Source organism: Pseudomonas sp. JL23 (genome assembly GCF_056933585.1).
The window spans coordinates 5753020-5779849 of the sequence record NZ_CM167795.1 but is presented as its reverse complement, the minus strand read 5'-3'; the positions used below and the strand labels follow the sequence as shown (position 1 = coordinate 5779849).

The 26830-nt window shown below is 60.7% G+C and carries 25 protein-coding genes and 1 tRNA gene; 11 read left to right on the top strand and 15 right to left on the bottom strand.

Going from position 1 to position 26830, the window contains the following annotated elements; all coding sequences use genetic code 11:
* Positions 1-598 precede the first annotated feature (598 nt).
* Positions 599-2656, top strand: a complete 2058-nt coding sequence (locus AC1Z24_RS26655; protein WP_483743380.1) for a methyl-accepting chemotaxis protein — start codon at positions 599-601, stop codon at positions 2654-2656.
* A gap of 241 nt (positions 2657-2897) precedes the next feature.
* On the opposite strand, the gene AC1Z24_RS26650 is transcribed toward AC1Z24_RS26655, so the two are convergent.
* Both AC1Z24_RS26650 and AC1Z24_RS26645 read right to left on the bottom strand, forming a co-directional pair.
* Complete coding sequence (locus AC1Z24_RS26650) at positions 2898-3602, bottom strand: glutathione binding-like protein (protein ID WP_483743379.1); 705 nt, start codon at positions 3600-3602, stop codon at positions 2898-2900.
* 15 nt (positions 3603-3617) lie between these two features.
* Positions 3618-4211, bottom strand: a complete 594-nt coding sequence (locus AC1Z24_RS26645; RefSeq protein ID WP_483743378.1) for a TetR/AcrR family transcriptional regulator — start codon at positions 4209-4211, stop codon at positions 3618-3620.
* Positions 4212-4376: 165 nt separating this feature from the next.
* Here AC1Z24_RS26645 and AC1Z24_RS26640 point away from each other — a divergent pair, with 165 nt between their 5' ends.
* Positions 4377-5084, top strand: coding sequence for a glutathione S-transferase family protein (locus AC1Z24_RS26640; protein WP_483743377.1), 708 nt, complete (start codon positions 4377-4379; stop codon positions 5082-5084).
* 35 nt (positions 5085-5119) lie between these two features.
* Here the strand turns inward: AC1Z24_RS26640 and AC1Z24_RS26635 are convergent, their stop codons facing one another.
* Positions 5120-6037: an HD-GYP domain-containing protein gene (locus AC1Z24_RS26635; RefSeq protein WP_483743376.1), complete on the bottom strand. Its 918-nt coding sequence runs from the start codon at positions 6035-6037 to the stop codon at positions 5120-5122.
* A 168-nt stretch (positions 6038-6205) separates the two neighbouring features.
* Positions 6206-7555 carry an MFS transporter gene (locus AC1Z24_RS26630; RefSeq protein WP_483743375.1) on the bottom strand — a complete coding sequence of 450 codons (1350 nt, stop codon included), beginning with the start codon at positions 7553-7555 and terminating at the stop codon, positions 6206-6208.
* A gap of 124 nt (positions 7556-7679) precedes the next feature.
* Here AC1Z24_RS26630 and AC1Z24_RS26625 point away from each other — a divergent pair, with 124 nt between their 5' ends.
* Together AC1Z24_RS26625 and AC1Z24_RS26620 are read left to right on the top strand one after the other, a co-directional pair.
* Complete coding sequence (locus AC1Z24_RS26625) at positions 7680-8621, top strand: LysR family transcriptional regulator (protein ID WP_483743374.1); 942 nt, start codon at positions 7680-7682, stop codon at positions 8619-8621.
* 50 nt (positions 8622-8671) lie between these two features.
* Positions 8672-9466 carry an SDR family NAD(P)-dependent oxidoreductase gene (locus tag AC1Z24_RS26620; RefSeq protein WP_483743373.1) on the top strand — a complete coding sequence of 265 codons (795 nt, stop codon included), beginning with the start codon at positions 8672-8674 and terminating at the stop codon, positions 9464-9466.
* 197 nt (positions 9467-9663) lie between these two features.
* On the opposite strand, the gene AC1Z24_RS26615 is transcribed toward AC1Z24_RS26620, so the two are convergent.
* Both AC1Z24_RS26615 and AC1Z24_RS26610 read right to left on the bottom strand, forming a co-directional pair.
* Entirely contained in the window at positions 9664-11175 is a 1512-nt protein-coding gene (locus AC1Z24_RS26615; RefSeq protein ID WP_483743372.1) for an MFS transporter, read from the bottom strand.
* On the bottom strand, positions 11172-11669 hold the full coding sequence (locus AC1Z24_RS26610) for a GlcG/HbpS family heme-binding protein (RefSeq protein WP_483743371.1): 498 nt from the start codon (positions 11667-11669) through the stop codon (positions 11172-11174). The genes AC1Z24_RS26615 and AC1Z24_RS26610 overlap by 4 nt, the downstream gene beginning before the upstream one ends.
* Before the next feature lie 103 nt (positions 11670-11772).
* On the opposite strand from AC1Z24_RS26610, the gene AC1Z24_RS26605 reads away from it, so the two are divergent.
* The 4 genes from AC1Z24_RS26605 to AC1Z24_RS26590 all read left to right on the top strand — a co-directional run bounded on the left by AC1Z24_RS26605 (position 11773) and on the right by AC1Z24_RS26590 (position 15625).
* The gene (locus AC1Z24_RS26605) at positions 11773-12654 is read left to right on the top strand and encodes a LysR family transcriptional regulator (RefSeq protein ID WP_483743370.1); all 882 of its coding nucleotides are present in this window, start codon (positions 11773-11775) and stop codon (positions 12652-12654) included.
* Between the two features lie 78 nt (positions 12655-12732).
* Positions 12733-13167, top strand: a complete 435-nt coding sequence (locus tag AC1Z24_RS26600; protein WP_483743369.1) for a DUF305 domain-containing protein — start codon at positions 12733-12735, stop codon at positions 13165-13167.
* Positions 13168-13183: 16 nt separating this feature from the next.
* Positions 13184-14647 carry a YncE family protein gene (locus AC1Z24_RS26595; RefSeq protein ID WP_483743368.1) on the top strand — a complete coding sequence of 488 codons (1464 nt, stop codon included), beginning with the start codon at positions 13184-13186 and terminating at the stop codon, positions 14645-14647.
* Between the two features lie 102 nt (positions 14648-14749).
* Complete coding sequence (locus AC1Z24_RS26590; RefSeq protein ID WP_483743367.1) at positions 14750-15625, top strand: methylenetetrahydrofolate reductase; 876 nt, start codon at positions 14750-14752, stop codon at positions 15623-15625.
* Here the strand turns inward: AC1Z24_RS26590 and AC1Z24_RS26585 are convergent.
* The gene (locus AC1Z24_RS26585; protein WP_483743366.1) at positions 15599-17092 is read right to left on the bottom strand and encodes an FAD-dependent oxidoreductase; all 1494 of its coding nucleotides are present in this window, start codon (positions 17090-17092) and stop codon (positions 15599-15601) included. The genes AC1Z24_RS26590 and AC1Z24_RS26585 overlap by 27 nt on opposite strands.
* Before the next feature lie 63 nt (positions 17093-17155).
* Here AC1Z24_RS26585 and AC1Z24_RS26580 point away from each other — a divergent pair, with 63 nt between their 5' ends.
* Together AC1Z24_RS26580 and AC1Z24_RS26575 are read left to right on the top strand one after the other, a co-directional pair.
* The gene (locus AC1Z24_RS26580; RefSeq protein ID WP_483743365.1) at positions 17156-17647 is read left to right on the top strand and encodes a MarR family winged helix-turn-helix transcriptional regulator; all 492 of its coding nucleotides are present in this window, start codon (positions 17156-17158) and stop codon (positions 17645-17647) included.
* Positions 17648-18195: 548 nt separating this feature from the next.
* Positions 18196-18423 carry a DUF6124 family protein gene (locus AC1Z24_RS26575; protein WP_483743364.1) on the top strand — a complete coding sequence of 76 codons (228 nt, stop codon included), beginning with the start codon at positions 18196-18198 and terminating at the stop codon, positions 18421-18423.
* A gap of 49 nt (positions 18424-18472) precedes the next feature.
* Here the strand turns inward: AC1Z24_RS26575 and AC1Z24_RS26570 are convergent, their stop codons facing one another.
* Complete coding sequence (locus AC1Z24_RS26570; protein ID WP_483743363.1) at positions 18473-20140, bottom strand: M24 family metallopeptidase; 1668 nt, start codon at positions 20138-20140, stop codon at positions 18473-18475.
* Positions 20141-20219: 79 nt separating this feature from the next.
* Between AC1Z24_RS26570 and pdxR the strand changes: the two genes are divergently transcribed.
* Positions 20220-21710: a MocR-like pyridoxine biosynthesis transcription factor PdxR gene (gene pdxR / locus AC1Z24_RS26565; protein WP_483743362.1), complete on the top strand. Its 1491-nt coding sequence runs from the start codon at positions 20220-20222 to the stop codon at positions 21708-21710.
* A gap of 56 nt (positions 21711-21766) precedes the next feature.
* Here pdxR and ychF read toward each other — a convergent pair whose 3' ends face one another.
* The 7 genes from ychF to lolB all read right to left on the bottom strand — a co-directional run bounded on the left by ychF (position 21767) and on the right by lolB (position 26827).
* Positions 21767-22867, bottom strand: coding sequence for a redox-regulated ATPase YchF (gene ychF, locus AC1Z24_RS26560; RefSeq protein WP_483743361.1), 1101 nt, complete (start codon positions 22865-22867; stop codon positions 21767-21769).
* A 21-nt stretch (positions 22868-22888) separates the two neighbouring features.
* A complete protein-coding gene (gene pth, locus AC1Z24_RS26555; RefSeq protein ID WP_259107059.1) occupies positions 22889-23473 on the bottom strand; it encodes an aminoacyl-tRNA hydrolase in 585 nt (194 codons plus the stop codon).
* Positions 23474-23516: 43 nt separating this feature from the next.
* On the bottom strand, positions 23517-24110 hold the full coding sequence (locus AC1Z24_RS26550; protein ID WP_413299659.1) for a 50S ribosomal protein L25/general stress protein Ctc: 594 nt from the start codon (positions 24108-24110) through the stop codon (positions 23517-23519).
* Between the two features lie 136 nt (positions 24111-24246).
* On the bottom strand, positions 24247-25188 hold the full coding sequence (locus tag AC1Z24_RS26545; protein WP_016971225.1) for a ribose-phosphate pyrophosphokinase: 942 nt from the start codon (positions 25186-25188) through the stop codon (positions 24247-24249).
* A 47-nt stretch (positions 25189-25235) separates the two neighbouring features.
* Positions 25236-25310, bottom strand: a tRNA-Gln gene (locus AC1Z24_RS26540).
* A 36-nt stretch (positions 25311-25346) separates the two neighbouring features.
* Entirely contained in the window at positions 25347-26198 is an 852-nt protein-coding gene (gene ispE, locus AC1Z24_RS26535; protein WP_483743360.1) for a 4-(cytidine 5'-diphospho)-2-C-methyl-D-erythritol kinase, read from the bottom strand.
* 2 nt (positions 26199-26200) lie between these two features.
* A complete protein-coding gene (gene lolB, locus AC1Z24_RS26530) occupies positions 26201-26827 on the bottom strand; it encodes a lipoprotein insertase outer membrane protein LolB (protein WP_483743359.1) in 627 nt (208 codons plus the stop codon).
* Between the last annotated feature and the right edge of the window lie 3 nt (positions 26828-26830).

Below are 26830 nucleotides of genomic sequence, written 5' to 3'. Positions count from 1 at the left end.
TGTGCGCCTGCGTGTGTCCGGATGTTTCCTCCAGTGACAGTTATCGTCTTGGCCTGATTCGGTAAACCGGATGGGGCCGCGTGCGGTTGTGCCGATAGACAGGCAATACAGAAGTGTCGTCATTGCTTAATGTCAAGTTGCTACCTTTGATACAGGGTCAATCCTCTCTGGCACGCCCTGCCGCCTTTGCTGAGTCTTTTCGCAGTGGCAGGTAGGTGTTAAGTCGTATGTCGCAGCCGGTAAGGGTTTTAGCGATAGATGGCGGGACGGCGTAGGGTATTTTCCTAGTGAACAAGGACGACCGCCGATAACGCTGTGGGCCTTTTTGGGGCGAAAAAATACAGAATGTGCACTCGGCTAAATTCGTTCGGTTTTCCGACTGAAAGATACGTGGATGTCGTCCTTGGGCACGGTCCAATTCTTGCTATGTGCTATCCGATGCGGCGCTTTCCACAAGAGACGAACGCAAAAATGGGCGGAGTCCACTGCATGCCTCAACGAGAGGGATGTACGGCTATCGCTATTAAATCAGCAGCATGGCATTTTGCCTGTAGCCTTTTTTGCCGTCTTGGCAAGATGTAGAGGGGAGTAAACGAGCATGCAAGGTCTTTTATTACCGGGAATGCGCCTGCTCGGGCGTTTTGGTTTCGCCAGGAAGTTTCAAGTGCTGTTCCTTCTGTTCATGCTGCCGCTGCTTGGCAGTATGTGGATGATCGGCCGGGACTATCAGGACAAGCTGGCGGTAATTGCCGGGGAGAAGGCCGGGGTACGCCAGTTGCTGGCCCTTGATGCCCTCGACGGTCAGTTGTCCGCACAGCGTGACCGCGCGGCACGCTGGAAGGCTTCGGACATTCTGCGCGTGCAGAGTGATGCGACCAAAGCGACCATGGCTGCGATGGATGCGGCGGCTCCGCAGATGAGCAAATCCGTCGAGACCCTCGGCATGGTGCTCAAGAATGAAAACGCCTCTCCTGAGATCATGGCTCGTTTCCAGGCCTTGCAGGCAGCCGTGAGCGGCATGGATACCGCTGCCATGCGCACGGTGGGCTGGTGGCCGGACGGCTATGACCGCTTCACCAATGCCCTGAATGCCCTGCAGGCGCTGCGCGAGCAGATCGCCATGGACAGTGGCCTGATCCTCGACCCCTGGCTGGAAACCTACATGCTGATGCAGATCGCCACGACACAGGCGCCCGAGCTGATCGAGCGTGTCGGGCGAATGGCCAGTATCGGCCAGACTTCCATTATCAGCGGCCAGTTCAGCATGCAAAGCCGCTTGCAGATGCGTGATCTGCGAAGCCGCATCGGCGACGCCCAGGATCAGTTGCTCAAGATCGGTGGTTCGCTGCAGGCCAAGCTGCCTCCCGAACTCAAACCCTGGAACGACCAATACAAATCCAGTATCGAGCGCCTCAACAAGGAGCTGAAAGTCCTGGATGACGGCGTGTTTGCCGGTTCCATCACCCTCAAACCTGACGATTTTGAACACAGTGTGGACGGCCTGCTGGGTGATCTGGCGGCCCTGCGCAGCACCTCGCTGAACTTTCTCAATGATCGCCTGAGCTATTTCCGTGATGAAGCCAATATGCACTTCATCCCGATCGGGGTGATTTTCGGCGTGCTGGTGCTGGCGGCGATGTACCTGTTTGCCTGTCTGCAAGCTTCGATTCGCCGCAGTGCCAGCGGTATCACCACCCTGGCCGAGTCCCTGCGCGATGGCAATCTGTTGGTCCAGGTACAGGTTGAAGGGCGCGACGAACTGGCGGCGATCAGCACCGCGCTTAACGTTGCGGTGGTGCAGTTGCGCACCAGTCTGCTGGGTGTGAACCATGAAACGCAGCAACTGGGCAGCGCGGTGCTGACCCTCAATAACCAGTCCAGCAGTACGCTGAACGAGGTCGAGGATCAGCAGCAGCAGATCAGCCAGATCGCCGCAGCGGCTACCGAGCTGGCGGCCACTTCCCAGGGCGTAGCCAAGAGTTGCGAGAACGCGTCCGACAGCGCGCGCCAGACCCGGCTGATTGCCGAGCAAAGCAGCCTGGACAGTCAGCGCACCACCGATAGTATTCAACAGCTCAATCAGCGTTTGACCGACACGGCCGCCGCGCTGGGCCGGGTCAGCGATCAGGGGCAGCAGATTCAGTCAGTGGTCGATGCCATTCGCGGGATTGCCGAACAGACCAACCTGCTGGCGCTTAACGCGGCCATCGAAGCGGCCCGTGCCGGTGAGCAGGGTCGTGGCTTTGCCGTGGTGGCCGATGAGGTGCGCAGTCTTTCCCAGCGCACTCAGGCTTCCACCGCGCAAATTGCCGGGACTGTCGACAGCCTGCGCTCTACGGTGAGTCAGGCGGTCAGCTTGATGGAGGCCGCGTGCGGGCAGGCCCTGAGTGACGCGCAGTCGGTGACCAGCCTGGGCCAGCGCCTGGGTGAAATCGCCCATGCGGTGCAGGGCGTGACTGACACCCTGGCGCAGATCTCCACGGCCGTCGAAGAACAGGCGACCACCGCAGATGAAGTCAGTGGCAATATCCAGCAGGTCGATCAGGCCGCCGGGCGTCTGCTTGACGGTGCCCGGGCGGTCAATCAGGCGGCGGATACCTTGAGTCGTGGTAGTCGGGCTCTGAGCGACAATACTTCGCGCTTCCGCTTGAGCTGATCATTGAACAGCCTTGTGGGACCGGCTTTAGCCGGGAAGGCAATGGTGCAGGCGATAGAAATACATCGACGCTGCCTGCCTATTCCCGGCTGAAGCCGGTCCCACAGTCAGTGCAAAGATAAATACCGGGCGAAGGCTGAATGCTTTTCTGTGGGACCGGCTTTAGCCGGGAAGGCAATGGTGCAGGCGATAGAAATACATCGATCCTGCCCGCCTATTCCCGGCTGAAGCCGCACACAGGTCAGTTGCGCTGTGAGGTCTTCGCTGTCTGCCCGAACAGAATCTTCTTCCCTTCCTCCGTCACCGTCGGCCGATTCCTCAATGGCTCGCCCTTGGCGTAGGCCGCGATGGTCGCCGGGCGCGCGGCAATCGCATTGAGCCAACGCTTCAGATTCGGGAAGTCATCGATGTTCTGCTGCTGGTTCTGCCACGGCACCACCCACGGATACGCGGCCATATCGGCGATGCTGTAGTGCTCGCCGGTGATGAACTCGCGCCCGGCCAACTGACGGTCCAGCACGCCGTACAGGCGATTGGTTTCGTTGACATAGCGATTGATTGCGTAGGGGATTTTCTCCGGCGCGTACAGACCGAAGTGATGGTTCTGTCCGGCCATCGGCCCAAGCCCGCCCATCTGCCAGAACAGCCACTCGGTCACGGTTTTCTTGCCGCGCACATCGCCGGGCATGAACCGGCCGGTCTTTTCAGCCAGGTACAGCAGGATGGCGCCGGACTCGAACACCGTGATCGCTTCGCCGCCGTCGGCCGGGGCGGTATCGATGATGGCGGGCATGCGGTTGTTCGGCGAGAAGCTCAGGAACTCAGGCTTGAACTGGTCGCCTGCGCTGATATCCACCGGGTGGATGCGGTAGTCCAGGCCTGATTCTTCGAGGAACAGGGTGATTTTGTGGCCGTTGGGTGTCGGCCAGTAATACAACTCAATCATTGCAGCACATCCTGATCAGTGGAGTGGAGGGTCGAGCAGCGCCGCAACCGGGCGCACGATGCCTTCGAGCAGCGCGCGTTCCGGGCGCGCCCTGGCCAGGACGCGAATGCCCAGCAGTACGCTCAACAGCAGGCGTGCCAGGTCTTCGGCCGGTTGCGCGCGGCAGATACTGCCATCGGCCTGGCCGGTATTCAGGCAGCGCAGAAAAAAGTTTTCGGCGCGGAGCAGAAAGTCAGTCGCCAAGGTCTTGCAGTCATCGTCATAGGGCGAGCGTTCCAACGCTGTATTCACCAACAGGCAGCCCTTGTGTTCGGGGTCGTTCAAAGACATCCCGACCAGTTCGTCGAAGAAGGTGGCGATGGCCTGTCGTGGCGGCAGATTGCCTTCAAGGCGTTGTACGCGGACGTCGAAGCCTTGCTCGCGGTAATGCAGCAGCGCGCGTTGATACAGCGCATGTTTGTCACCGAAAGCGTTGTAGAGGCTGGCGCCGGTGATGCCCATCCGTTCGGCCAGATGACGTACCGAGGTGGCCTCGTAACCATGCATCCAGAAACACTGGATGGCGGCTTCGAGCACGGCGGCTTCATCGAATTCTCTGGGGCGGGCCATTGCGTAGTGTTCTCCATTGGGGATTTTCAGGGATTGCTCCCTGACGGCAGCTGATCTAATCTAAAACGGTTGCTCTAAAATAAAAAGGCCTAATTTCCCAGGTCCCAGCGACCTGTCTGATTTTGTCTACAACTCGTTTTCCCATACCCCTGAATGAGAAATCCGATGATCCGTCTCTACTTCAACCCTGCACCCAACCCGTTCAAGATCGCCCTGGCCCTTGAAGAACTGGGCATGGCCTATGAGCTGGTACCTGTGGATCCGCGCAAGGGCGAGCAGCACAGCCCTGAATTCCGCGCCATCAACCCCAACGGCAAGATGCCAGCGATCATCGACACGGACGGCGTGGGCGGCACTGAGGTGCGGGTGTTCGATTCCACCGCGATCCTGATGTACCTGGCCGAGAAGAGCGGGCGCCTGCAAGGCTCGCCGGCCGATCGGCCCGAACTGCTGTCTTGGCTGATGTTCATCGGCACCGGCATCGGCCCGTTTTCCGGGCAGGCGGTGCACTTCCAGCATGCGGCACCGGCCGGCAACGAATACGGGGTCAATCGCTATCTGCGTGAGATCGAGCGGCATTACGAGGTGCTGGACAAGCATCTGGCGGGGCGTGATTTCATCGTCGGCAATGAGCTGACCATCGCCGATATTTCTGCCTGGGGCTGGCTGCGGGTGGCGCCTCGCGTGTTCAAGGACGTCGCCGATGCCTTCGCGCCGTTCCCGAACATTCAGCGCTGGTTCCAGCGTATCGACGCGCTGCCTGCTGCGGCCCGTGCCCGTGAGGCGGGCAAGGATCTCAGCTTCAAGCAGGACATGGACGAAGCGGCGCAGCGCGCCATGTTTCCGTCCAATTTTCCCAAGCAGGCCGTGTAGTTTTCAGCCTGGCTGATTGACCTGCTGTCGCGGTCTCAATGCCGCGACAGCGGGGTTTGCACATGACGTGCGGTGCGCTGCACCAGATTATGGATCAGCAGCATATCCGCCTGCGGTGAAAGGTCTCGGGCCGTGCCATTACGCCCGGTGGCCACCAGTTCCAGGGCGGCGCCGTGCTTGCCGTCCTGCAACTCATAGTCGGCCCCGCACGACGCGCAGAACACATGATCCCCGGCCTTGTTGACCTGACGCAGCGTCACGGTCGGCCCGCACATGCCGCAATGGCGCAGCGGGATGCCTTCGTCGGTATGTCCGATGATCGGGCTCAGGCGATCCTCTTCGCCCAATTGAATAAACAGCTCGCCGAAACGCGTATCGAACTGCGTGCCCAGGTTCTTGCGGATGATCCCCAGCGCCTGCTCTTGCGGCATGCCGGCGCGATAGGGGCGGGTGCTGGTCATGGCATCGAAGGCATCGCAAATGCCGGTGATGGCCGCCATCGGCGAGATTTCACCGACCTTGAGGCCCAGCGGGTAGCCGCGGCCATCCGGGGTTTCGTGATGCAGGCGCACGGCATCGCTGACCAGTTCGGCCAAGGGGTGGCTGTGCAACAGGTTATGGCCGATGTCGGGGTGAGTCTTGATCACCGCGTATTCTTCGTCGCTCAGCGGCCCGGGTTTGCGCAACACGGCATCGGGGATGGCGATCTTACCCAGATCGTGAACAAAGCCGCCGAGAGCAATGCGCGCCACTTCGGTTTTATCCATGCCGGCTTTTTCTGCCAACAGCTCGCAAAACTGCGCCACCCGCCACAGATGGCCACCGGTATAAGGATCGCGGGCTTCCACCACCCAGGCCATGACCAGCAGGCTCGACAGCAATTCTTGTTCGTGGCGTTCGCTGTCGGGGCTTTTACGACCTGAGAGGTTGCGGATCAGTTGCGTCAGATTCATGGGGGAGATACTTCCGAATACCGCCCGCGTCGGGCTGGATGATGGACAAGGTAAGACCAGTCATGGGCGACTTGCCATCATTAATTCGGAGAAAAGTGCTGCCCGGTTACAGCGCCGGGAAAAATATTCGGCCCTGAAGTAAACCCCCAGGGCCTGTTTCGAACCCGGTTATTTACGAATCATCACCCGCTCAAACCGCCCGGCCAGCACGGTGTAGGCGAAGATGCCGATCAAACCGTGTGCGGCGACGAACCACAGGGCCGAATTGAAGGAGCCGGTAGTGGCGACGAAGTAGCCGATCACCAGCGGGGTAACGATACCGGCAACGTTGCCAATGCCATTGAAGACGCCGCCACTCAAGCCAACCATGCCTTCTGGTGCGGTGTCCGACAGCACGGCCCAGCCGACAGCCGCCAACCCCTTGCCGAAGAACGCCAGGGCCATCAGGGCAATGACCATCCAGTTGGCGTCGACAAAGTTGGCCGAGACCAGGCTCGCCGCCAGGGCCATGCCGATGACGAACGGCGTTTTACGGGCACGGGACGGATGCACGCCACGGCGGATCAGGTAGTCGGAGACCAACCCGCCCAGTACGCCACCGGAGAAGCCGCACACTGCAGGCAAAGCGGCCACCCAGCCAGCTTCCATGATGGTCATGCCGCGGCCCTTGATCAGATAGATCGGGAACCAGGTAATAAAGAAGTACGTCAGCGCGGTGATGCAGTATTGCCCCAGATAAACGGCCCAGAGCGTGCGGTTGGTAAACAGTTGGGCGACCTGCTTGAAGTCGGTCTTGGGCTTGTCACTTTTGCGCGTTACTTCCAGATCGACCAGGCCGCCCCCTTCGCGGATGTATTCCAGCTCCTCTTCACTGAGGCGCGAATAACTGCGCGGTTCGTGATACAGGGCAAACCAGAACACCGTCGCCACCAGCCCCAGCGCACCCATCCACAGGAATACATGCTCCCAACCCAACGTGTGGGTGAGCCATGCCATCAATGGCGCGAAGACCACCACAGCCATGTATTGCGCCGAGTTGAACAGCGCAGACGCGGTGCCGCGTTCGCGGGTGGGAAACCAGCACGAAACGATCCGGTTATTGGCCGGGAAGGCCGGAGATTCGACCAGACCCAGCATGAAGCGCATGCCGAACAGCATCATGGCGGCGCTGGAGCCGACGATGCCGAACCAGCCCACAGTGCCTTGCAACATGGTGAACAGCGACCAGAGCAACAGGCTGCAACCATAGACTCGGCGCGCACCGAAGCGGTCGAGCAACCAGCCTCCGGGAATCTGGCCAAGGGCGTAGGCCCAGGCAAACGCCGAAAAGATCATGCCGAGCATGATCGGGTCCAGGCCCAGATCCTTGACCACGCCGGTACCGGCGATGGACATGGTGGCCCGATCGGCATAATTGAGGACGGTAACGACGAAGATCAGGGCGAGGATAACGAAGCGCTGACGACCGACGCGGGTGGTCGCAATTGACGCCTCAAGGGGCGCTGTCTTGGCATTCATGGTGCTCTCCGGCTCCCTTCAAGGGAGCATTTATTATTGGAATGGTGCACAGAGCTACAGCCTAGGAAAAACAGCGATTCACGTCTAACATCCTTACTGAATCTATCAATACAAGAATTGAATCGTGGAACTGCACCAACTGCGTTGTTTTGTGATGGTGGCGGAGGAGCTGCACTTCGGTCGGGCGGCCAAGCGCATGTTCATGACCCAGCCGCCCTTGAGCCGACAAATTCAGCTGCTTGAGCGCTCCCTGGGCGTGGAACTGCTCGACCGCAGCAACCGTCAGGTGCGCCTGACCGTGGCCGGGCAGCATTTCCTGCGCGACGCCCAGCATCTGCTGGCTTACACCGAACAGGCCGGTAATGCCGCCCGGCGCCTTGCGCGTGGCGAGGCGGGGCAATTGGTATTGGGGTTTACCGCCGTCAGTGGATACAACATGATTCCCGATCTGCTCTATCAGGCAGGCAAGTCCCTGCCAGAGGTGGGTTTCGAGTTGCACGAAATGGTGTCCGGCAGTCAGACCGAAGCGTTGATCGCCAAAATGATCGATATCGGCTTTGTCCGTCGTGTCGAACCGATACCCGAATTGCGCGCACACCTGGCCCGTCGCGAGTCTCTGCTGGTGGTGATGCCCCCCGGACATCCCCTGGCCGCCCAACAAACCCTGAGTGTGACCGATCTGGCCCATCAGCCGTTCGTCATGTACTCCCCCAAGGAAGGGCGTTATTTCTACGATTGTATCGTCGGCTTGTTTGCCAATGCCGGAGTGTCGCCGCGCTATCTGTATTACCTGGAACAGACTCACTCCATCCTCGGGCTGGTGCGGGCCGGGCTGGGCATTGCGATCGTTCCGGCATCGGCTCAGGAGCTGTTTCCCGGGCTGCTGGCATTCAGGCCGCTGCAAGGCGCGGTGCCCACGGCGGATATGTTCATGGTTTTTCGCGAAGACAATGACAACCCGGCGCTACCGCCATTTATCGAGATGGCCAAGGCGCACTTTGCCCAATTGCCCGACGCAACCTTTACGCATTTCAAGTTACCTAACGGCATGAGCGAAGACAGCTAAGCTGTCCTTTCCGCGGCTACGGCCGATTCCTACCGAAGGATGTGATGCTGATGAAAATCTCCTTGCATGGAAAACACGCGCTGGTCAGTGGTTCAACCGCCGGTATCGGCCTGGCCATTGCCACGGGGCTGGCCGAGGCGGGTGCCGAAGTAGTGATCAATGGCCGTAGTCAGGAGCGCGTTGATGCGGCCATCGCAGGTATTCGCGTGCAATTCCCGGAAGCAAAACTGCTGGGGCTGGCGGCTGACCTGAGCACGGTCGAAGGCGCGCAAAGGCTGTTCGAACAGGTGCCGCAGACCGACATTCTGGTCAACAACCTGGGCATCTTCGAGCCCAAGGGTTTTTTTGATATCACCGACGAAGAGTGGAGCCGTTTCTTCGACGTCAACGTACTGAGCGCCGTGCGCCTGTCGCGCTTCTATGCCCCGGGAATGGTCGAGCGGGGTTGGGGCCGGGTGCAGTTCCTGTCCAGTGAGTCGGGGCTGCAGATCCCCACCGAAATGGTCCATTACGGCATGACCAAGACCGCCTTGCTGGCGGTGTCCCGTGGCCTTGCCGAAACCCTGGCCGGCAGCGGCGTGACCGTCAATGCCATCCTGCCCGGCCCGACTCGCTCCGAAGGCGTGGGCGGCTTCATTGCACAGTTGGCCAAAGACAGCGGCAAGAGCGTGGAGAGCCTTGAGCGAGATTTCATCGCGGAGCATCGCCCCAGTTCGATCATTCAACGCCTGGCCAGTGTCGAGGAAGTCGCCAACCTCGCGGTTTACCTGGCTTCGACCCAGGCCAGCGCGACGACGGGCGCGGCGATGCGGGTGGATGGTGGGGTGGTGCGCTCCATTGCCTGATTCTCACCTGGGCCTGGAGTGAGGCTGTGCTTTTGTGGGACCGGCTTCAGCCGGGAAGCAATTCGTACATTCGATACATAGGTGTCGTCTGTCATGCCGTCTTCCCGGCTAAAGCCGGTCCCACAGATCATGTCCAGTCAGTGAGTCCTCTGCTTCAGCCCTCCCGGCTAAAGCCGGTCCTACAGTCTTGTGCGATGTCAGGGATACGGCGTTGGTATCGGCCTGCGCATCAAACTTCCTACCACTACGGCCCCAAGCAGTGCCAATAACCCCGCAACCCACAGCAGCACCACGAACCCGCCGACAAACGCCTGTCGTGCCAGCGGTTCGATCTGTTGCCGCGCGCTGTCCGGCAACAAGCCCATAGCGGCAGGCATATCCCCGGCGACGACTCGCGCTGTGATGCCTCGGGCTTGATCCAGCCACTGCGGGGCGACATCACTCAAGCTTGCTTGCAACAGCTGTTCGCTATGACTGGCCAGCAGCGCGCCAAACACACCGATGGCCAGCACGATGGCGCTAAAGCGCATGGTAGTGCTCATGCCCGAGGCCATGCCGGTGCGGTCGCGGGGTGCGCAGGCCATGATGTTTTTCTGCGTGTCACCATTGAGCAGCCCGGCGCCAGCGCCGGTTACGGCGATGGCCAGGGCGAAGCTGAGGTAGCCGCCGAGATGGGCGGCCCAGGCGCTGAGCAGGTTGCCACTGCCAACCAGAATCAACCCTAGCGCCATCAGCGTTGCCGGGCTGTAGTGACCGGCCAGACGTGCGCCGATACGCGGGAAAATCAGCATGGTCGCGGCAAAGGGCAGCATGCCCAGGCCCGAGGCAATGGCGGAAAAGCCCAAGCCGTTTTGCAGGTAAAACGGCAGCAGGGTCATCATCACCTGGGCGCAGCCGGCGTAGCTGAACATACCCAGCAACGCTCCGATAAAGCGTGGATGGCGTAGCAGGGCGAGGTCGACCATGGGCCGCTGTTGGGTGCGCTCGATCAGTACGAACAGCCCCAGCAATGCGACGCCACCGAGCAGGCGTGCAGAGGTCAGCGAGCTGTTCCAACCGATACGATTGGCCTCGATCAGGCCCCAGATCAGGCACAGCAGGCTGCCGCTGAAGGTGAGGCTGCCCCAGGGGTCGAGGCGTGCGGCGAGGCTGTCACGGGATTCGGGTACGCAGCGCTGCACCATCAGCATCAACAGCAGGCCCACCGGCAGGTTGAGGTAGAAGATCCAACGCCAGCCGATGTACTGAGTAATCAGCCCGCCGACAGTGGGTGCGGCGGTCATCGCCACGCCCATGCAGGCGCCCCAGAATGCCCAGGCCTTGGCCCGTTCGACTTCGTCATGAAAGGTATGGCCGATGGTGGCCAAGGCCGAGGTCAGCAGCAGCGCCGCGCCGATACCCTTGCAGGCCCGAGCGATGTCCAAAAACAACGCATTGGGCGCGGCGCCGCAACCCAGGGACGCGAGAATGAAAATACCCAGGCCGCAGAGCAGGGTTTTCTTGCGACCGAAGCGGTCGGCCAGGCTGCCCGCCGGCAGCAGCAGGGCGGCGAAGGCGAGCATGTAGGCGCTGACCACCCATTCGATATCAGCGAAATTGGCCCCCAAGTCCCGGGCAATGCTTGGCAGGGTGACGGCGACGATATTGGTGTCGAGGACGATCAGCGAGCACACCCCCGACGCGGTAAGCAGGGTCTGCCGTGGGCTCATGGCTGCACCTGCGGGCGCAACGCGGCGACGGCGGCCAGGGCGATTTCGTCGTCATGGGCCGGGGTGTCGGCGCTGATGCCGATCGCGCCTACCACCCGGCCTTCGACCACAATGGGCTGCGCGCCTTTCATCATCAAGAGCCCGGCGGTGATGGCCGCCTGACGCCCGCCATTGATGGCGTTTTCCAGATCCCCGGAAGGGCGTTTGAACAGTGCCGAAGTGCGCGCTTTGCCCTCGGCCAGTTCGATACCGGCCACCACCGGGGCGCCGTCCATACGCGCTGTAAGGATTGGCCAGCCGCCGTCGTCGACGATGGCTATGGCGCAAGGCCAATGGCCGGCTTCGGCGGTGCGTTGCGCGGCCATGAGCAGTTGTTGGGCGGTACCTAGATCCAGTATTGCTTTGTGAGCAATGTTGGATTCTGGCAGCGCCGCTAAAGCGTTAGTAACGACGAAACTGAAGGCAAGAGGCAGTAAAACGGATTTGACGCGCATGGCTGAAACTCTCTATTTTTGGTCTGCTGCCAGCTTATCCCGCTGCCTGGGCGCCTTTATTAGGTCGTCCTCGCCTCTTCATTACCTTTGAGCTAACACAATTATGGAAATACGTCATTTCCGCTACTTTCTCGAAGTCGCCCGTCAGCGCAATTTCACCCGCGCCGCCGAGCAACTGGGTATCGCCACGCCGACCCTTAGTCGGCAGATTCAGGACATGGAACAGGCCTTGGGCACGCGCCTGTTCGTGCGCCAGCAGCGCGAAATCAGCCTGACCGAAGCGGGCGCGGCATTGGTGCGCGAGGCCGAGGCGACGGTGCGCCAGTTCGAGCTGGCGCAACGCAGCGCCCAACGCGCCGGGCGGGGTGACACCGGGCATATTGAGTTGGGTTATGTGGCGTCGGCAGTCTATTCGGGAGTGCTGCAAAAGCAGGTGCAGGGCTTCAGTCGTGAGCATCCGGACGTCACCCTGAGCCTGCACGAAAGCCCCATGGCCAGCTTGCCGAGCCTGATTGCCGAAGGGCGTTTTGATATTGGCTACGTGCGTTCGCCGATGAATCTGCCTGAAGGTGTGGAGGCCGTGCGCCTGGATGCCGAAGGATTTGTCCTGGCCTTGTCGTCGGACTCCTGGCTGCGGCGTTTGCCGGAAATCAGCGTCGAGCATCTGCAGAACGAGACTTTTATCCTGCCCGAGCAAATCAACGGCACCTTGCAGGTCGCCACCGACGGCGGTTACGCGCCGACTCTGGGGCCGCAGCCCGGCGGCCTGCTGGCGGTGATTGCCTTGGTGTCGTTGGGCCAGGGTGTGGCGGTGGTGCCGGAGTCGGTGGTTGGCCACTTGAGCCTGCCCAATGTGTTGTATCGGTCGATCAAGGGCAGCAGCGGTTCGTCGTGGTTGTCGCTGATCCATCGACGCTTCGAAAAGGCCCCGGCGGTGACGCGCTATATCGAACGGACCCGTCAGGCATTTCGTCGAGCGTTGTAAAAAAATTCATCGAGCATGGAATAGGGGCCTAGGCCCTGCGTCCCACTGACGAACCCTTTCTTTACGGAGGAAACGCCAGTGCTGAACCTTGAACGCACCCCGTCGCGGCACAGCCTGCTCTGCGCTTTCGGCCTGTTTCTATTGACCTGCATGAGCGGCGCCATGGCCCATGAAGGTCATGACCACGGCCCGGCGCCTGAGGCGGTCAGCGCCGAAGCGCCGTTTCTCGCCGAAAACGATGCCGCCATGGACAAGATGATGGCCGGCATGGGCGCCCAGCCCAGCGGCGATATAGACCGCGATTTCGTCACCAGCATGACCGCCCACCATCAGGGCGCCATCGATATGGCCGTGACCCTGCTCAAGTACGGTCACAACGACCAACTCAAGCGCATGGCCCAGGAAATCATCGTTGAGCAGCAGCAGGAAATTGCCGCGATGCGCCTGGCCCTGGGCGACCCGCTGCCACCCTCGATTGCATCCCCCACCCAGATAGCCCCCGTCAAACCCTGACCCGAAGGACATAACAATGAAAATGCCAAACTTCCCCCTGGCGCTGCTGGCCTGCGCGCTATTCAGCGGTTCCCTTGCGGCCATGGCCGGGCAGATCCCCGGCAAGGCGTCGGCCAAGGACATTCCGGTCAGCCATCAGGACCGGGTGTACGCTTCCGAGCAGTTCTCCAACACCCTGTCGGTTACCGACCCGGTGGATAACAAGTTGCTGGGTGTGATCAGCCTCGGCGATCCGCAACCGGGCAACCTCAGCCCGCTGTACCGGGGCGAAGTATTGGTCCACGGCCTGGGCTTCTCGCCGGATCACAAGACCCTGGCGGTGGTGTCCATTGGCACCAACTCGGTGTCATTCATCGATACCGAGACCAACACGGTCAAGCACAAAACCTACGTCGGCCGGGCGCCGCATGAGGCGTTCTTCACCCCGGATGGCAAGGAGGTGTGGGTGACGGTGCGCGGCGAAGATTATGTGTCGGTCCTCGACGCCCATACCTACGCCGAGAAAACCCGGATCAAGACCCCGGCCGGCCCCGGCATGCAGATTTTCTCCCCGGACGGCAAATACGGTTACGTCTGCTCGTCGTTCAACCCGGAAACAGTAGTAGTCGCCGTGGCCAGTCACAAAATCGTCGGTCACGTCGAGCAGGCCAGCCCGTTCTGCCCGAATATCGCCGCATCCGCTGATGGCAAACAGGTCTGGTTCACCCTCAAGGACGTCGGCAAAGCCCAGGTATTCGAAGCCACGCCGCCATTCAAGCTGATCAAGACTCTGGATATCGGGCCCATCGCCAACCACGTCAATCTAGTGAACAACGCCCATGGTTCGTTCGCCTATATCACCGTGGGCGGGCTGAATGAGGTGCAGGTCTATCGCACGGATACCTTCGAGAAAGTGGCGACCATTCCAGTAGGCAACCTGCCTCATGGTGTGTGGCCGTCGGGCGATGGCACGCGGGTCTATGTCGGCCTGGAAAACGCCGATGCCCTGGCGGTGATCGACACCTTGAGCAACACCGTGATCGGCAATGTGCCTATCGGCCAGGCGCCTCAGGCGATTGCCTACGTACCCAATGCCGTGAGCAAAGGCCCAGGCACAGACAACCTGAAACCATTGGGCGTCGCCGGGCAGGCGGTGCATCTGGCGCTGCAGGCGGCGGGCAAATCCACCGACAAGGCGCCGACCAGCGTGACGCTGTTCAGCCAGGGCCTGACTCAGGTGTTGCAGGCTGCGGTGACCGGTCTTAATCCGAAGCAGCCCTACACCCTGGCGCTGTCGACTCAGGCCGATGGCGGCGGCACGCTTGAACCGCTGGCCGCCTTCATGACCAACCCGGCCGGTTCGGCCATCGTCAACACCATCGGGCCGATCCGCCAGATTGTGCAGAACGACAGTGCCGATCAGCGCCGTTATCTGGTGGTGGTCGAAGGCAAACCGGAGCAGTTGGGCGCGCTGATGCAGGTGCAGGTCACAACTCGATAAAAAACCCGGATCGGGAGCGCTGCGGCGCTTCCAATCCCGCTATCAAAAGGTCATAACGGAGGCTGTCCCGGCAGCACTCTTCCCAAGGCCCTCGCCATTATCATGAGCAACATTCGGTCATCGCTGTTCCAGGGCTTCTCTCTGGAAACCACCGCAAAAGACGTATCGCGTTTGCTTCAGGCAAAAGCCCTGCTGCCCACGGACATACCGGTCAATATCGCCTTCATCAGCAGCGAGTCCTACGCCGAGCGGCTTGCCGCTGTCGAAGCCTTGCGTGCTGCTGGCGCCCGGCCGCGGCCAATCATTTCCGCACGGCGCATCGCTTCCCCTGAAGTACTGCGCTCCTACCTGACCCAGGCCGTGGAGGTAGGGCAGGTGCGCGGGGTGTTTCTGGTCGGCGGTGACCCGGCCGGGCCGCAGGGTCCGTTCACCGATTCGATGGATGTGATCAACGGCCGTTTCCTCGATGGCCTGGCTATCGAAACGGTGGGCATCCCCGGCTACCCGGAGGGCCATCCGCGCATCACCGATGAGGTGCTGTGGGGCTACCTGCGGCGCAAGGTCGACGCCCTGACCGCCAAGGGCTTCAAGGTCGAGATCACCACGCAGCTGTCGTTCGATACTGACGCGGTGATCCGCTGGATCGAGCAGGTGCGTCAAGCCGGTATCCATGTGCCTATCCGCGTCGGCATTCCCGGCCCGAGCAATATGACCGGGCTGCTTAACTTCGCCCGACAATGCCGCGTCGGCACCTGCGCGCAACTGTTGCAACGCTACGGCTGGCAAGTCACCTCGTTGCTCGGGACGGAAGGGCCGGAACGCTTTCTGACCACGCTGTTGCAGCGCATGGCCTTGCAAGACCTGGGCGAACTGCGCCTGCATATCTACACCTTGGGCGATATTTCCAGGGCGATACAGTGGTTTCAGGACTACGAACAGCGTGCGCCAGGCTTAAGCGGTCAGACCTTGCCGTTGTAAAAAGCTTTCCAGTGCGCCGAGCTCATTCCCGTTAACGATGGCAGCGACATAGCCATCGGGGCGTATCAGGATCCAGTCGCCCACCGTCGCGGCGTAGGCGTCGTGCAAATGGTTTTGCTCATCGATAAGATCACCGCGCGCGCCAATCATATGAATGTGCAGCCCCGGCCGTGGCGACACGAGTTTGCGCTCTGTTTCGTAGCCCAACAGCGTCCAGTGCGTGCCGCGCAATAACTCGAACAGACGTGTCGGCTGACCCGCCGCACCGCGCAAAGGCGCATCCGGGGCGCGATCACCGGCAAGCAATCCTTCGCTGCGTTGGGTGCCCAGTGCGAGGGACGATTCGCGATAACCGAGATCAAGCTGCCTGACCTCGCGACCCCGATGCATGTCCCCGCGCTTCGCCGCATCAAGCAGGCGTGAAGCCAGTCCCAGCATAGTGGCGGCGATGGGCCGACGTTCCTCTTCGTAACTGTCGAGCAGGCTGTCGGGCGCACCGTTGATCACGGCTGCCAGTTTCCAGCCCAGGTTATAGGCGTCCTGCACGCTGGTATTGAGCCCCTGGCCTCCGGTTGGCGGATGGACATGGGCGGCGTCGCCGATCAGCAGGACGCGATCAATACGGTAACGGTCTGCCAGCCGCGCGCTCATGCTGTAGGCCGATGCCCAACTCACCGACTGCACCGCAATGTCATGGCGCCCGCTGCGTGCGGCGACCAACGCGGTCAGGCCCTCAGGTGACAGATCGACATCGCCTTCCAGCGGCACCGGGGCCTGAATCTGGAACAGGTCGGTGCCTGCCAGCGGGCAGATCGCCAGTTGATGAGCTGGCGAGCCTTGGTTGAACTGGTGCCAGGCGTCAGCTTTCAGTCTGGTTAAATGCACGTCGGCGACCAGTGCGCGCACGCCCAGGGTTTTGCCGGGGAAGCCTATCTCCAGGGTATGTCGGACAAAGCTGCGGCCACCGTCAGCGCCAATCAGGTAGCGGGCGCGAATGCTCTCTTCGCCCTGCGAGGTGGTCAGGGTGGCCGTGACACCTTGTGCGTCCTGTACAAAACCGTTCAGTTCACAGCCAAAGGCCGGGCGCTGGCCCAGCGCCAACAGGCGTGCGCGCAAGACCTGCTCGGTGAGGAACTGCGGTACCAGCAGAGCATGGTGATAGGGCTCGGCGGGGGTTGGCGGTTCGGCTTCGATGACGGCTGTCTGCGTGTAACTGCCGTCGCTGGCGTACTGGCGCAGTGGCGGATACAGGCCGCCGGTGGCCAGCAACTGGTCGAGAACGCCTTGGTCTTCGAAGATTTCCTGAGTCCTCGGCTGAATGCCTTTGCCCCTTGAACCGGGGAAGGGCGTGGGCATTTTCTCGATCAGGCGCAGGGATATTCCCCGACGGGCCAGTTCGATGGCCAGGGTCAGGCCTGCCGCGCCTGCGCCACAAATCAGTACATCCACCGCCGGGCACTCTGTCATGACTTACTCCAATATGTGTAATATGCACGCAACTGGCCGGATCCTATGCCAATGGAGAAAAGAGTGCAAGATACACATAATTCCGCGCAGCTCAGGGCGCTGCATAACGCCCTGATCAGTATCGTTAGCGTGATGAACCGCCCGCAGAACGACGAGGCCATGGTTCGCGACGCGGGCATCGCCCTGGACCGGGCGCTGTTTCCGCTATTGGTCGGTATCGAACGCCTGGGGCCGATTGGCGTAGTCGACATGGCCGACCGCATCGGCCGCGACTACACCACGGTCAGCCGCCAGGTGGCCAAACTGGAAAGCCTGGGCCTCATCGCTCGCCAGGCCAGCGAGAAGGACCGGCGTGTGCGCGAAGCGGTGATCCTGCCCAAGGGCAAGACCATGACCGACGCCGTGGACGAGGCACGGGCACGCCGGGCACGGGAGATTTTTGCGACTTGGGAGCCGGGTGAGTTCGAAGACTTGGTGCGCCTGATGGGCAAGTTTGCCGACGGCATGGAGCGCAGCGCGGCGGATGCGTTGGCGGCGCAGAATGTGAAGTCGTGAGTACCGGCGAACACGTCACGTACGGGATCTGAATGGGGATGATATCCCTTGTGGGAGCGAGGCTTGCCCGAGAAGGTATGTACCAGGCGCAAAAGGTGCGTCGGATGTATCGACCTCTTCGCGGCGGTGCGGCGGTCCGACAAGCCTCGCTCCCACAGGTTTTGTGTTTCTTTCATGAAATATGGGGTGTTTGCAGGACATGGCCTACAAGAAAAGTGACGAATCTGAAGGGCCGGTCTCTTTCTATTGAGTGAAATTTCCTAAACAATTCCAACCGCTTGTGCCTGCCAAATTTGGTCACTAATCTGCGCGCCGTCACTGACGAATCAGTGAACGGAATTGAGAAGCCGTTTTTAGTAGGCACATCTGCTGCCCCATCCCTCGCCGCTACGTCGTAGCGGTGAATGCGTTATGGCAGCTGTGTGCAGGCAGACCTAGGTCTGTGCCGGGTGCCTACTAACCGGTTTCTCAACCTGTACATAGCTGCCACCCTTTGCCGAATTGAGAAGCGGCAAACGTTGGCTCCCGCGAGTAAGTAGGAGAATCCAATGATTAAGCTCGTCCCCGATCCACCCCACACCCTTGAAGAAAACCTGATCCGCATCTCCGACATTCTGCGTTGCGCCTCTGCGGTTGCGTACGAAGCGGGCGATCACCTCAACGGCTCGAAACGCAGCCTGGCCTTGGCCGTGGTCTACATGATCGATATGGCCAGGGCGCTGGTTGATCAGTCCATTGTCGAGTTGGAGGCGCGCTCTAAACCGGCCAAGGCTTAACCGTCCGGAGGTTTTTTTGTGGGACCGGCTAAAGCCGGTCCCCCATAAGCTATGAGCCGTTCTCGCCAATCAAAATATCCTCAAAAAACCCGCCCACCGCCTCCGTGGGATGGCACAGCTGAATCTCCAACACCCAGACCATTTCGCTCGGCACGATCGCAAGCTCCGCCAGTTTGTCCTGGCCGAACAGCGCGTGGGGGAAGTCGGCGATGCGGTGGCCGGCCAGGTTGCGCTCCAGACGCCAGCCTTTGGCGAGTGCACTGTGTTCGGCGAAGTCATACAGCTCACGCCCGGTGAGGCCGTGGTGCCAGGCGTCGCGGGTCTCGTCGAAGACTTCGTGCAGCGCTTTCACGCAGGCTTGATGCAGCGGGTGCTCGCCGAAGACGAAGGTGTCGCCGTAGTCGCCTTCGTAGCCGTCCCATACCGGGCCCAGGTCGACTACGGCGATATCGGTGGCGCGCAGTGTGCGTTCGGGGTCGATGCCCTGGCGTGGGGTGCGGACCGTGTCGTCGCCAAATCGGATGTAGGTAGGGTGCCAGGTGTGGGAGGCACCCATGGCCTGCAACTGTTCATTGGCCATTTCCAGGGCCTGGGCGGTGGTCATGCCGACTTTCAACTGGCTGGCGATGGCAGCCAGGGCGCGCACCGATTGCTCGCGGGCGGCGAGCATGCCGTCCAGTGAGTAGCGCGGGCCGACTTTTTCCAATATCGGGTCCAGCGCCGCGAGCAGGGCAACCGGCGCCAGTGCACCGCTGGCAACGAAGGCTTCGGCGACAAAACGGTGGGCCGCAAGCCCTGCTGCGAGGCAGTGTTCGCGAACCTGGCTGATCATCGTGCCATTGCCGCAGGCATAGACCTGCACAACGGCCCAGTCATGCGCCTGGGCCAGTGCGACGTGGTGTACCCGCGCCTCCGCCGACAGCACCGGATGCCAGCGAAAGCGTGGATGTTCGGCGCTCGTCTGGTCGAGAAATTCGCGGTCGTAGAAATCTTCGGCCGCCGATCCGCCCCAATACAGCGTCACTTTGGCATCACGCGCCAGGGCCGTCAGCAGCATCGGCTTGATCCCGGCATAGCCGGTGCCGGTGGCGAACAGTACGACGGGGCGCTGATCGTCGTGCTGCCAGGTGCAGGCGCCCAACGGGCCCTCCAGTTGCAGCGCGTCGCCCGCTTGCAGGCCCGGCAGGATGCCTGCGCAAAACAACCCGCCCTTGACCTGACGGATATGAAAGACCAGCTCTCCATGGTCCAGTGCGGGCAGGTTGCTTACGGAGAAACAGCGGCTGTCGCCATTGTCGAGACGAAATCTGACGTATTGCCCGGCGCGAACCTCGAGCGGCTGCGGCGTGCGCAGTACCAATTCAACGATGTCGCTGCTCAGCGCCCGCTGGCTGACGACCTGCGCGGTGACTTCCAGGGGCGGCGTATCCAGTGACCAGCCGGGGATTTCCAGGCGCATGTCGCTGCAGGCATGGCTCTGGCACAGCAGCATTTCGTCCGGGGCCAATGGATAGCAGGGTGCCGAGGCGTCTTGTGCCAGCAGCTTGTCGCGATACTGACCCGAAACCACCTTGACCTTGCACGACCCGCAGGCGCCGCGGCGGCAGGAGAACGGCACGGCCAGGCCGCTGGCAAGCATGGCATCGAGCAGCAGCTCGTCCGTGGCCTGGAATGTTTTGCCCGAGGGCGACAATTGGATGACATGACCTGCGTGCATAAAAACCTCGGGGGGCGAGTGAGGTTCAATTGTTGCGTTAGACTAGGACCAGGAAAACCTCCAGTTTTGGATAGTTCATATGGTCCAGTTACGTAAATGGCGTCCGCTGCTCAATCTTGATGCGGGCCAATCCAAGGCGTCATTTCGGCGAATTGTCGAAGGACTGGTCACGGCGATTACCGAGGGCCGTCTTGCCCCTGGCACCTTACTGCCGGGCACGCGGGAGATGGCGCAGTTGCTGGACGTCAACCGCAAGACGGTGATCCTTGCCTACGAAGAGGCGGTGACCAAGGGCTGGCTGGTCAGCGAGCAACGCCGCGGGACCTTTGTCAGTGCGCAACTGGCGGCCGGCGCGAGCATGGCCCGCAGCGCGCCACAGTCGTTTGCCCTTGAGCTGCGAGACGTGCCGCCGGTGGCCTATTTCACCCAGAGCGAAGAGGTGAGGGCGCTGCAACATCGGCCCGGCGCGCTGTTCTTCGACAATGGCGCCTGCGACCACCGCTTGCTGCCGCAAGCCGTGCTGCATCGCTACTACCGCAACGCGTTGCGCAACACGTTTACCTCCAACACCGTGCGCCACGGCAGCGAAGGCACCAGTCACGCTCTGCGCAGAGCCTTGGCGGAAATGCTGCGCAACAATCGCGGCCTGGCCGTGGACGTTGAGCACATTTGCCTGACCCAGGGCACGCAGATGTCGCTGTATCTCACCGCCAGTGCCCTGCTCAAACCCGGTGATGTGGTACTGGTGGAGCGCCTGAGTTACCCACCGGCCTGGGAGATATTTCGCCGTTTGGGCGCGCGATTGATAACGGTGGATATGGACGGCGAAGGCTGTCGCGTCGAGCAGATCGATGCGCTGTGCCGGGAGCATGACGTGCGCATGATGTACCTCACGCCCCACCATCAGTTTCCCACCACGGTGAGCCTGCACGTCGGGCGTCGCCAGCAGTTGCTGACGTTGGCTCGAGAGCATGATTTCTGCGTGATCGAAGAAGACTACGACCACGAATATCACTTTGCCGGGCGGCCCTACCTGCCATTGGCCAGCGACAGCGCGCAGCGTCATGTGATCTACATCGGCTCGATTTCCAAGTCTCTGGGTAACACCTTCCGTTGCAGCTACGTGGTCGCCCCGGCCGACCTTATCGCCGTGCTTGAACGCAATGCCGCGCTGACCCTGGGCCAGGGCGACGCGATCATGCAGCAGATGCTCGCCGACCTGATCAATGACGGCGAGTTGAAGAAGCACCTGCGTCGGGTTTCGAAGGAGTATCGGCGCCGTCGGGAAACCCTGCAAAGTTGTCTGCACCAAGCTTTCGGCGAGCAGATCGTGGTGCAGGAACCGGAAGGCGGGCTGGCGCTGTGGGTGCGGTTTGCTGACTCGATCAACGTTGATCAACTGGTCGAGAAGGCGCTGGAACTGGATCTGGTGGTGCGCGGTGGTCGCCAGTTTTCGCCGGAGGATCAACCCGAGAATGCGTTGCGTCTGGGCTTTGCTTCGTTGAATAAGGAAGAAATTCGCTGGGCTGTGCAGCGTCTTGCGCAGGCGGCGAAGGCGGTTGTCGGTTAACGTAAAAAGCCCCGGCTCATCAGGTGAGCGCGGGGCTTGGTAGTGCCGCCTGTTACTTAGACGTTAAAGCGGAAGTGCAGCACGTCACCGTCCTTGACGATGTAGTCCTTGCCTTCCAGGCGCCATTTACCGGCTTCCTTGGTTCCGGCTTCGCCCTTGTACTGGATGAAGTCGTTGTAGGCGATGCACTCGGCGCGGATAAAGCCTTTTTCGAAGTCGGTGTGGATTACGCCGGCCGCTTGTGGCGCGGTGGCGCCGACTTTTACGGTCCAGGCGCGGACTTCTTCGACACCGGCAGTGAAGTAGGTCTGCAGGTTGAGCATTTCGTAGCCTGCGCGGATCACGCGGTTCAGGCCAGGCTCTTCGAGGCCCAGGGCTTCGAGGAACATGTCTTTCTCTTCGCCGTCATCGAGCTCGGCGATTTCCGCTTCGATCTTGTTGCACACCGGCACCACGATCGCGCCTTCTTCGTCGGCAATGGCTTGCACCACGTCCAGCAACGGGTTGTTCTCGAAGCCGTCTTCGGCAACGTTGGCGATGTACATGACTGGCTTGGTGGTCAGCAGGTGGAAGCCACGGATGACCTGCTTCTCGTCGGCGCTCATGCTCTTCATCAGGCTGCGCGCAGGCTTGCCTTCGGTGAAGTGGTTGATCAGTTGTTCCAGCAGACCTTTCTGGACCACGGCATCCTTGTCGCCGCCCTTGGCGTTGCGCGCGACTTTCTGCAGTTGCTTCTCGCAGCTGTCGAGGTCGGCGAAGATCAGTTCCAGGTCGATGATTTCGATATCGCGCTTGGGGTCGACGCTGTTGGCGACATGGATGACGTTGTCATCTTCGAAGCAGCGGACCACGTGGGCGATGGCATCGGTCTCACGGATGTTGGCGAGGAACTTGTTGCCCAGGCCTTCGCCCTTGGACGCGCCCGCCACGAGGCCGGCGATGTCGACGAACTCCATGGTGGTCGGCAGGATGCGCTTTGGATTGACGATCGCGGCCAGGGCATCCAGGCGCGGGTCGGGCATAGGTACGATGCCGCTGTTCGGTTCGATGGTGCAGAAGGGAAAGTTCTCCGCCGCGATACCGGATTTGGTCAGGGCGTTGAACAGGGTGGACTTGCCGACGTTGGGCAGGCCGACGATGCCGCAATTGAATCCCATGGTGTTTCCCCTCGAGTGGTGTCAGGCCTTCTGGCTGTGCAGGTTTTTCATCGCCCGGTTCCATTCACCGGCGAAGATATCCGGCAGCACGCCGAGGGCAAAGTCGATGCTGGCGTCCAGTTTTTCCTGTTCGGCGCGCGGCGCTCGACCCAGGACAAAACCGGAGACCTTGCTGGCATCGCCCGGGTGGCCAATGCCAAGCCGCAAGCGATGGAAGGTGTTCTGGTTGCCGAGCTGCGCAATGATGTCGCGCAACCCGTTATGACCGCCATGGCCGCCGCCAACCTTGAGCTTGGCAACGCCCGGAGGCAAGTCCAGTTCGTCGTGCGCCACCAGGATCGCGTCTACCGGGATGCGGTAGAAACCGGCGAGAGCCGCTACGGCCTGGCCGCTGCGGTTCATGTAGGTGGTGGGTATCAGCAGACGAACATCCTGACCCTGGTGCGTGAAGCGTCCGGTCAGGCCAAAGAATTTGCGCTCGGCGACGAGATTGACTCGTTGCGCCGCAGCGATACGCTCAACGAAAAGAGCCCCTGCGTTATGCCGGGTCTGTTCGTATTCAGTGCCTGGATTTCCCAGGCCAACGATCAGTTGTATGGCGGTCACGACAGGGGCCCTTCTTCAGCAACTTCTGACAATGGCGAGTGGATTACTCGGCAGCGTCTTCGGTTGGTGCTACGCGTGGAGCGTGGACGTTGGCAACAGCCAGGTCGTTACCGTGCGCCAGTGCAACGAATTCAACGCCTTTAGGGGCCTTGACGTCGGACAGGTGAACGATGTCGCCGATTTCAGCGTTGTTCAGGTCGACTTCGATGAACTCAGGCAGATCTTTCGGCAGGCAGGTCACTTCAACTTCAGCAACAACGTGCGAAATTTCGCCGCCTTTCTTGATCGGAGCAGCTTCGTTGATGAAGTGCAATGGAACGTGAGCGGTCAGTTTCTGACCAGCAACAACGCGGACGAAGTCAGCGTGCAGCACGTGGCCTTTGGCCGGGTGACGCTGCAGGGCTTTGATGACGACGTTTTGCTTGGTGCCACCGATGTTCAGCTCGATGATGTGGCTGTAAGCCGCTTCGTTTTCGAGCAGTTTGGCAACTTCTTTGGCCAGCATGCTGATGGACTCAGGGGCTTTTTCGCCACCGTAGACTACAGCTGGAACCAGGCTTGCGAGACGACGCAGGCGGCGGCTCGCACCTTTCCCCAGGTCGGAACGCACTTCAGCATTCAGGGTAAATTCGTTCATGTTGTATCTCCAAATTAACCACATTCGGCTGACGTTTGCGACCGACGCCAGGACGATATGGGCAAAAAAGCCCCGCCCCGACGGAATGTCGGGGCGGGGCGCTTTTCGTCAACGGGATGGGCGAAGGGCAGGGCCCTTAGCGGAACATCGCGCTGATCGATTCTTCATTGCTGATGCGGCGGACCGCCTCAGCGACAACCGGTGCGATATCCAGTTGACGGATACGGCTACAGGCTTGTGCAGCAGCGGACAACGGGATGGTGTTGGTCACCACCAGTTCGTCCAGCACGGAATTTTCGATGTTCTCGATTGCACGACCCGACAATACAGGGTGTGTGCAATACGCGAATACCTTGGCAGCGCCATGCTCTTTCAGGGCCTTGGCCGCGTGGCACAGGGTGCCGGCGGTATCGACCATGTCATCAACCAGAATGCAGGTACGCCCTTCGACGTCGCCGATGATATGCATCACTTCAGAGTGATTGGCTTTCTCGCGGCGTTTGTCGATGATCCCGAGATCGACGCCCAGGGATTTGGCAACAGCACGTGCACGCACGACGCCGCCGATATCCGGGGATACGATCATCAGGTTTTCAAAGCGCTGATCTTCAATGTCATCCACCAGAACAGGGGAGCCGTAGATGTTATCTACCGGAATATCGAAGAAACCCTGAATCTGGTCAGCATGCAGATCAACCGTGAGAACACGGTCGATGCCGACTACGGTGAGCATGTCAGCGACGACTTTCGCGCTTATTGCCACACGTGCGGAACGCGGACGGCGATCCTGACGGGCATAACCAAAGTAAGGAATAACAGCTGTGATTCGAGTCGCTGAGGAGCGGCGGAAGGCATCAGCCATCACGACGAGTTCCATCAGGTTATCGTTGGTCGGAGCGCAGGTCGGCTGAATAATGAAGACGTCTTTACCGCGAACGTTTTCATTGATTTCCGCAGTGATTTCGCCGTCGGAGAACTTACCGACAGAAATATCACCGAGAGGAATATGCAGCTGACGTACGACACGTCGAGCCAGATCGGGGTTAGCGTTCCCCGTAAAGACCATCATCTTGGACACGCGCAGTACCTGAAGGCTGAGGGTATACCTGGATGAGTATAGGAAAATGGCAGGGGCGGCTGGATTCGAACCAACGCATGGCAGGATCAAAACCTGCTGCCTTACCGCTTGGCGACGCCCCTGTATCTGTTGCAACGAGTACCCAGTACTCGGTTCCTTTAAAGCAGACTTTGTAACTTGCGATGCAACATCGAAACGTTGCTTCCCTTTGCTACAAATCCTGTAAGGGTCTCTGTAAGAAGGGCCGAGACTTTATCAGCTTCAGCTTTGTTTGGGAAGGCCCCAAACACACAACTTCCAGTTCCGGTTAATTTTGCTTCGGTAAATTTACCTAACAAATTCAAAGCGTTACGTACATCTGGATAACGCCTTGCTACAACCGGTAAGCAGTCATTTCGACTGTTTCCCTTGGGAACGGGGCGCACTTTAATGGGAGGTGTGTCGCGTGTCAACAGTGGATCTGAAAAAATTTCTGCTGTACTTACAGAGACTTGCGGTACGAGCACCAGATACCACGGTTCTTCGGGGTTTTCCGGGGTGAGGATTTCGCCCACACCTTCGGCAAAAGCCGCGTGGCCACGGACGAAAACCGGCACGTCGGCACCCAGCGTCAGGCCCAGGGCGGCGAGCTGATTCTCGCTCCAGGCCAGCTTCCACAAATGATTGAGCGCCAGCAGGGTGGTGGCTGCATCGGAACTGCCGCCCCCGATACCACCGCCCATGGGCAGACGTTTTTCCAGCCAGATGTCCATGCCGAGCGGGCAAGCGGATTGTTGTTGCAGGGCGCGGGCGGCCTTGACGATCAGATTGCTGTCGTGGGGCACGCCGGGGACATCGGTCTGCAGACGGATTTCACCGTCCTCGCGTACGGCGAAGGAAAGTTCGTCGCCGTAGTCGAGAAACTGAAACAGGGTTTGCAGTTCGTGATAGCCGTCAGGACGACGGCCAAGGATGTGCAGCATCAGGTTGAGCTTGGCCGGGGCGGGCAGGGTCAGGCGTGGCTGGCTCATGCTTATTGCCCCAGTTTGCGTGGCTGCCAGTCCTTGACCACCACTGTGACATCGAGATCCTGGCCATGCAGCTTGATGCGCTCGGGTAGCCAGTAGCCGTTCTGTTCAACGTAACTGAGGTATTGGACCTGCCAGCCATCCTGCTCGAGGCTGGCCAGGCGGCTGTCACCATCGAGGGTCAGGCGACTCTTGGTATCCGGCGCGGGAAGGCCGCGGACCCACCAGACCAGATGGGATACCGGCAGTTTCCAGCCCAGTTGTTCTTCAAGCAGGGTTTCCGGGTCCTTGGCTTCGAAACGGCCCTGGTTGGCCACTTCCAGCGACACGGCACCGGGGCGCCCGGTCAGGCGTGCGGCGCCGCGGCCCAGCGGGCCGGACAAGCGGATATCGTAGTAATCCTGGCGTTGCAGCCAGAACAACGTGCCGCTACCCGAGTCCTTGGGGGCGCGGATGCCGACCTTGCCGTTGATCTGCCAGCCGTCGAGGCTGCTCAGCTGGGTCTTGTGGGCATTCCACTGGGCCGGGTTGCCCTGGCCTTGCAGCGATTCGTGGGAGGTAAGCCCCGCACAACCGGCGAGCAGGGCGATCAGGCTGAGAGCGATAACGTGGCGAACGTGGCGCAAAAACATAAA

Bases quoted from the DNA above. Each gene is read 5' to 3' on its own strand.
- AC1Z24_RS26655 (WP_483743380.1), top strand. From the start codon at position 599: ATGCAAGGTCTTTTATTACCGGGAATGCGCCTGCTCGGGCGTTTTGGT.
- AC1Z24_RS26650 (WP_483743379.1), bottom strand. From the start codon at position 3,602: ATGATTGAGTTGTATTACTGGCCGACACCCAACGGCCACAAAATCACC.
- AC1Z24_RS26645 (WP_483743378.1), bottom strand. From the start codon at position 4,211: ATGGCCCGCCCCAGAGAATTCGATGAAGCCGCCGTGCTCGAAGCCGCC.
- AC1Z24_RS26640 (WP_483743377.1), top strand. From the start codon at position 4,377: ATGATCCGTCTCTACTTCAACCCTGCACCCAACCCGTTCAAGATCGCC.
- AC1Z24_RS26635 (WP_483743376.1), bottom strand. From the start codon at position 6,037: ATGAATCTGACGCAACTGATCCGCAACCTCTCAGGTCGTAAAAGCCCC.
- AC1Z24_RS26630 (WP_483743375.1), bottom strand. From the start codon at position 7,555: ATGAATGCCAAGACAGCGCCCCTTGAGGCGTCAATTGCGACCACCCGC.
- AC1Z24_RS26620 (WP_483743373.1), top strand. From the start codon at position 8,672: ATGAAAATCTCCTTGCATGGAAAACACGCGCTGGTCAGTGGTTCAACC.
- AC1Z24_RS26615 (WP_483743372.1), bottom strand. From the start codon at position 11,175: ATGAGCCCACGGCAGACCCTGCTTACCGCGTCGGGGGTGTGCTCGCTG.
- AC1Z24_RS26610 (WP_483743371.1), bottom strand. From the start codon at position 11,669: ATGCGCGTCAAATCCGTTTTACTGCCTCTTGCCTTCAGTTTCGTCGTT.
- AC1Z24_RS26605 (WP_483743370.1), top strand. From the start codon at position 11,773: ATGGAAATACGTCATTTCCGCTACTTTCTCGAAGTCGCCCGTCAGCGC.
- AC1Z24_RS26595 (WP_483743368.1), top strand. From the start codon at position 13,184: ATGAAAATGCCAAACTTCCCCCTGGCGCTGCTGGCCTGCGCGCTATTC.
- AC1Z24_RS26590 (WP_483743367.1), top strand. From the start codon at position 14,750: ATGAGCAACATTCGGTCATCGCTGTTCCAGGGCTTCTCTCTGGAAACC.
- AC1Z24_RS26585 (WP_483743366.1), bottom strand. From the start codon at position 17,092: ATGACAGAGTGCCCGGCGGTGGATGTACTGATTTGTGGCGCAGGCGCG.
- AC1Z24_RS26575 (WP_483743364.1), top strand. From the start codon at position 18,196: ATGATTAAGCTCGTCCCCGATCCACCCCACACCCTTGAAGAAAACCTG.
- AC1Z24_RS26570 (WP_483743363.1), bottom strand. From the start codon at position 20,140: ATGCACGCAGGTCATGTCATCCAATTGTCGCCCTCGGGCAAAACATTC.
- pdxR (WP_483743362.1), top strand. From the start codon at position 20,220: ATGGTCCAGTTACGTAAATGGCGTCCGCTGCTCAATCTTGATGCGGGC.
- ychF (WP_483743361.1), bottom strand. From the start codon at position 22,867: ATGGGATTCAATTGCGGCATCGTCGGCCTGCCCAACGTCGGCAAGTCC.
- AC1Z24_RS26550 (WP_413299659.1), bottom strand. From the start codon at position 24,110: ATGAACGAATTTACCCTGAATGCTGAAGTGCGTTCCGACCTGGGGAAA.
- ispE (WP_483743360.1), bottom strand. From the start codon at position 26,198: ATGAGCCAGCCACGCCTGACCCTGCCCGCCCCGGCCAAGCTCAACCTG.
- lolB (WP_483743359.1), bottom strand. From the start codon at position 26,827: ATGTTTTTGCGCCACGTTCGCCACGTTATCGCTCTCAGCCTGATCGCC.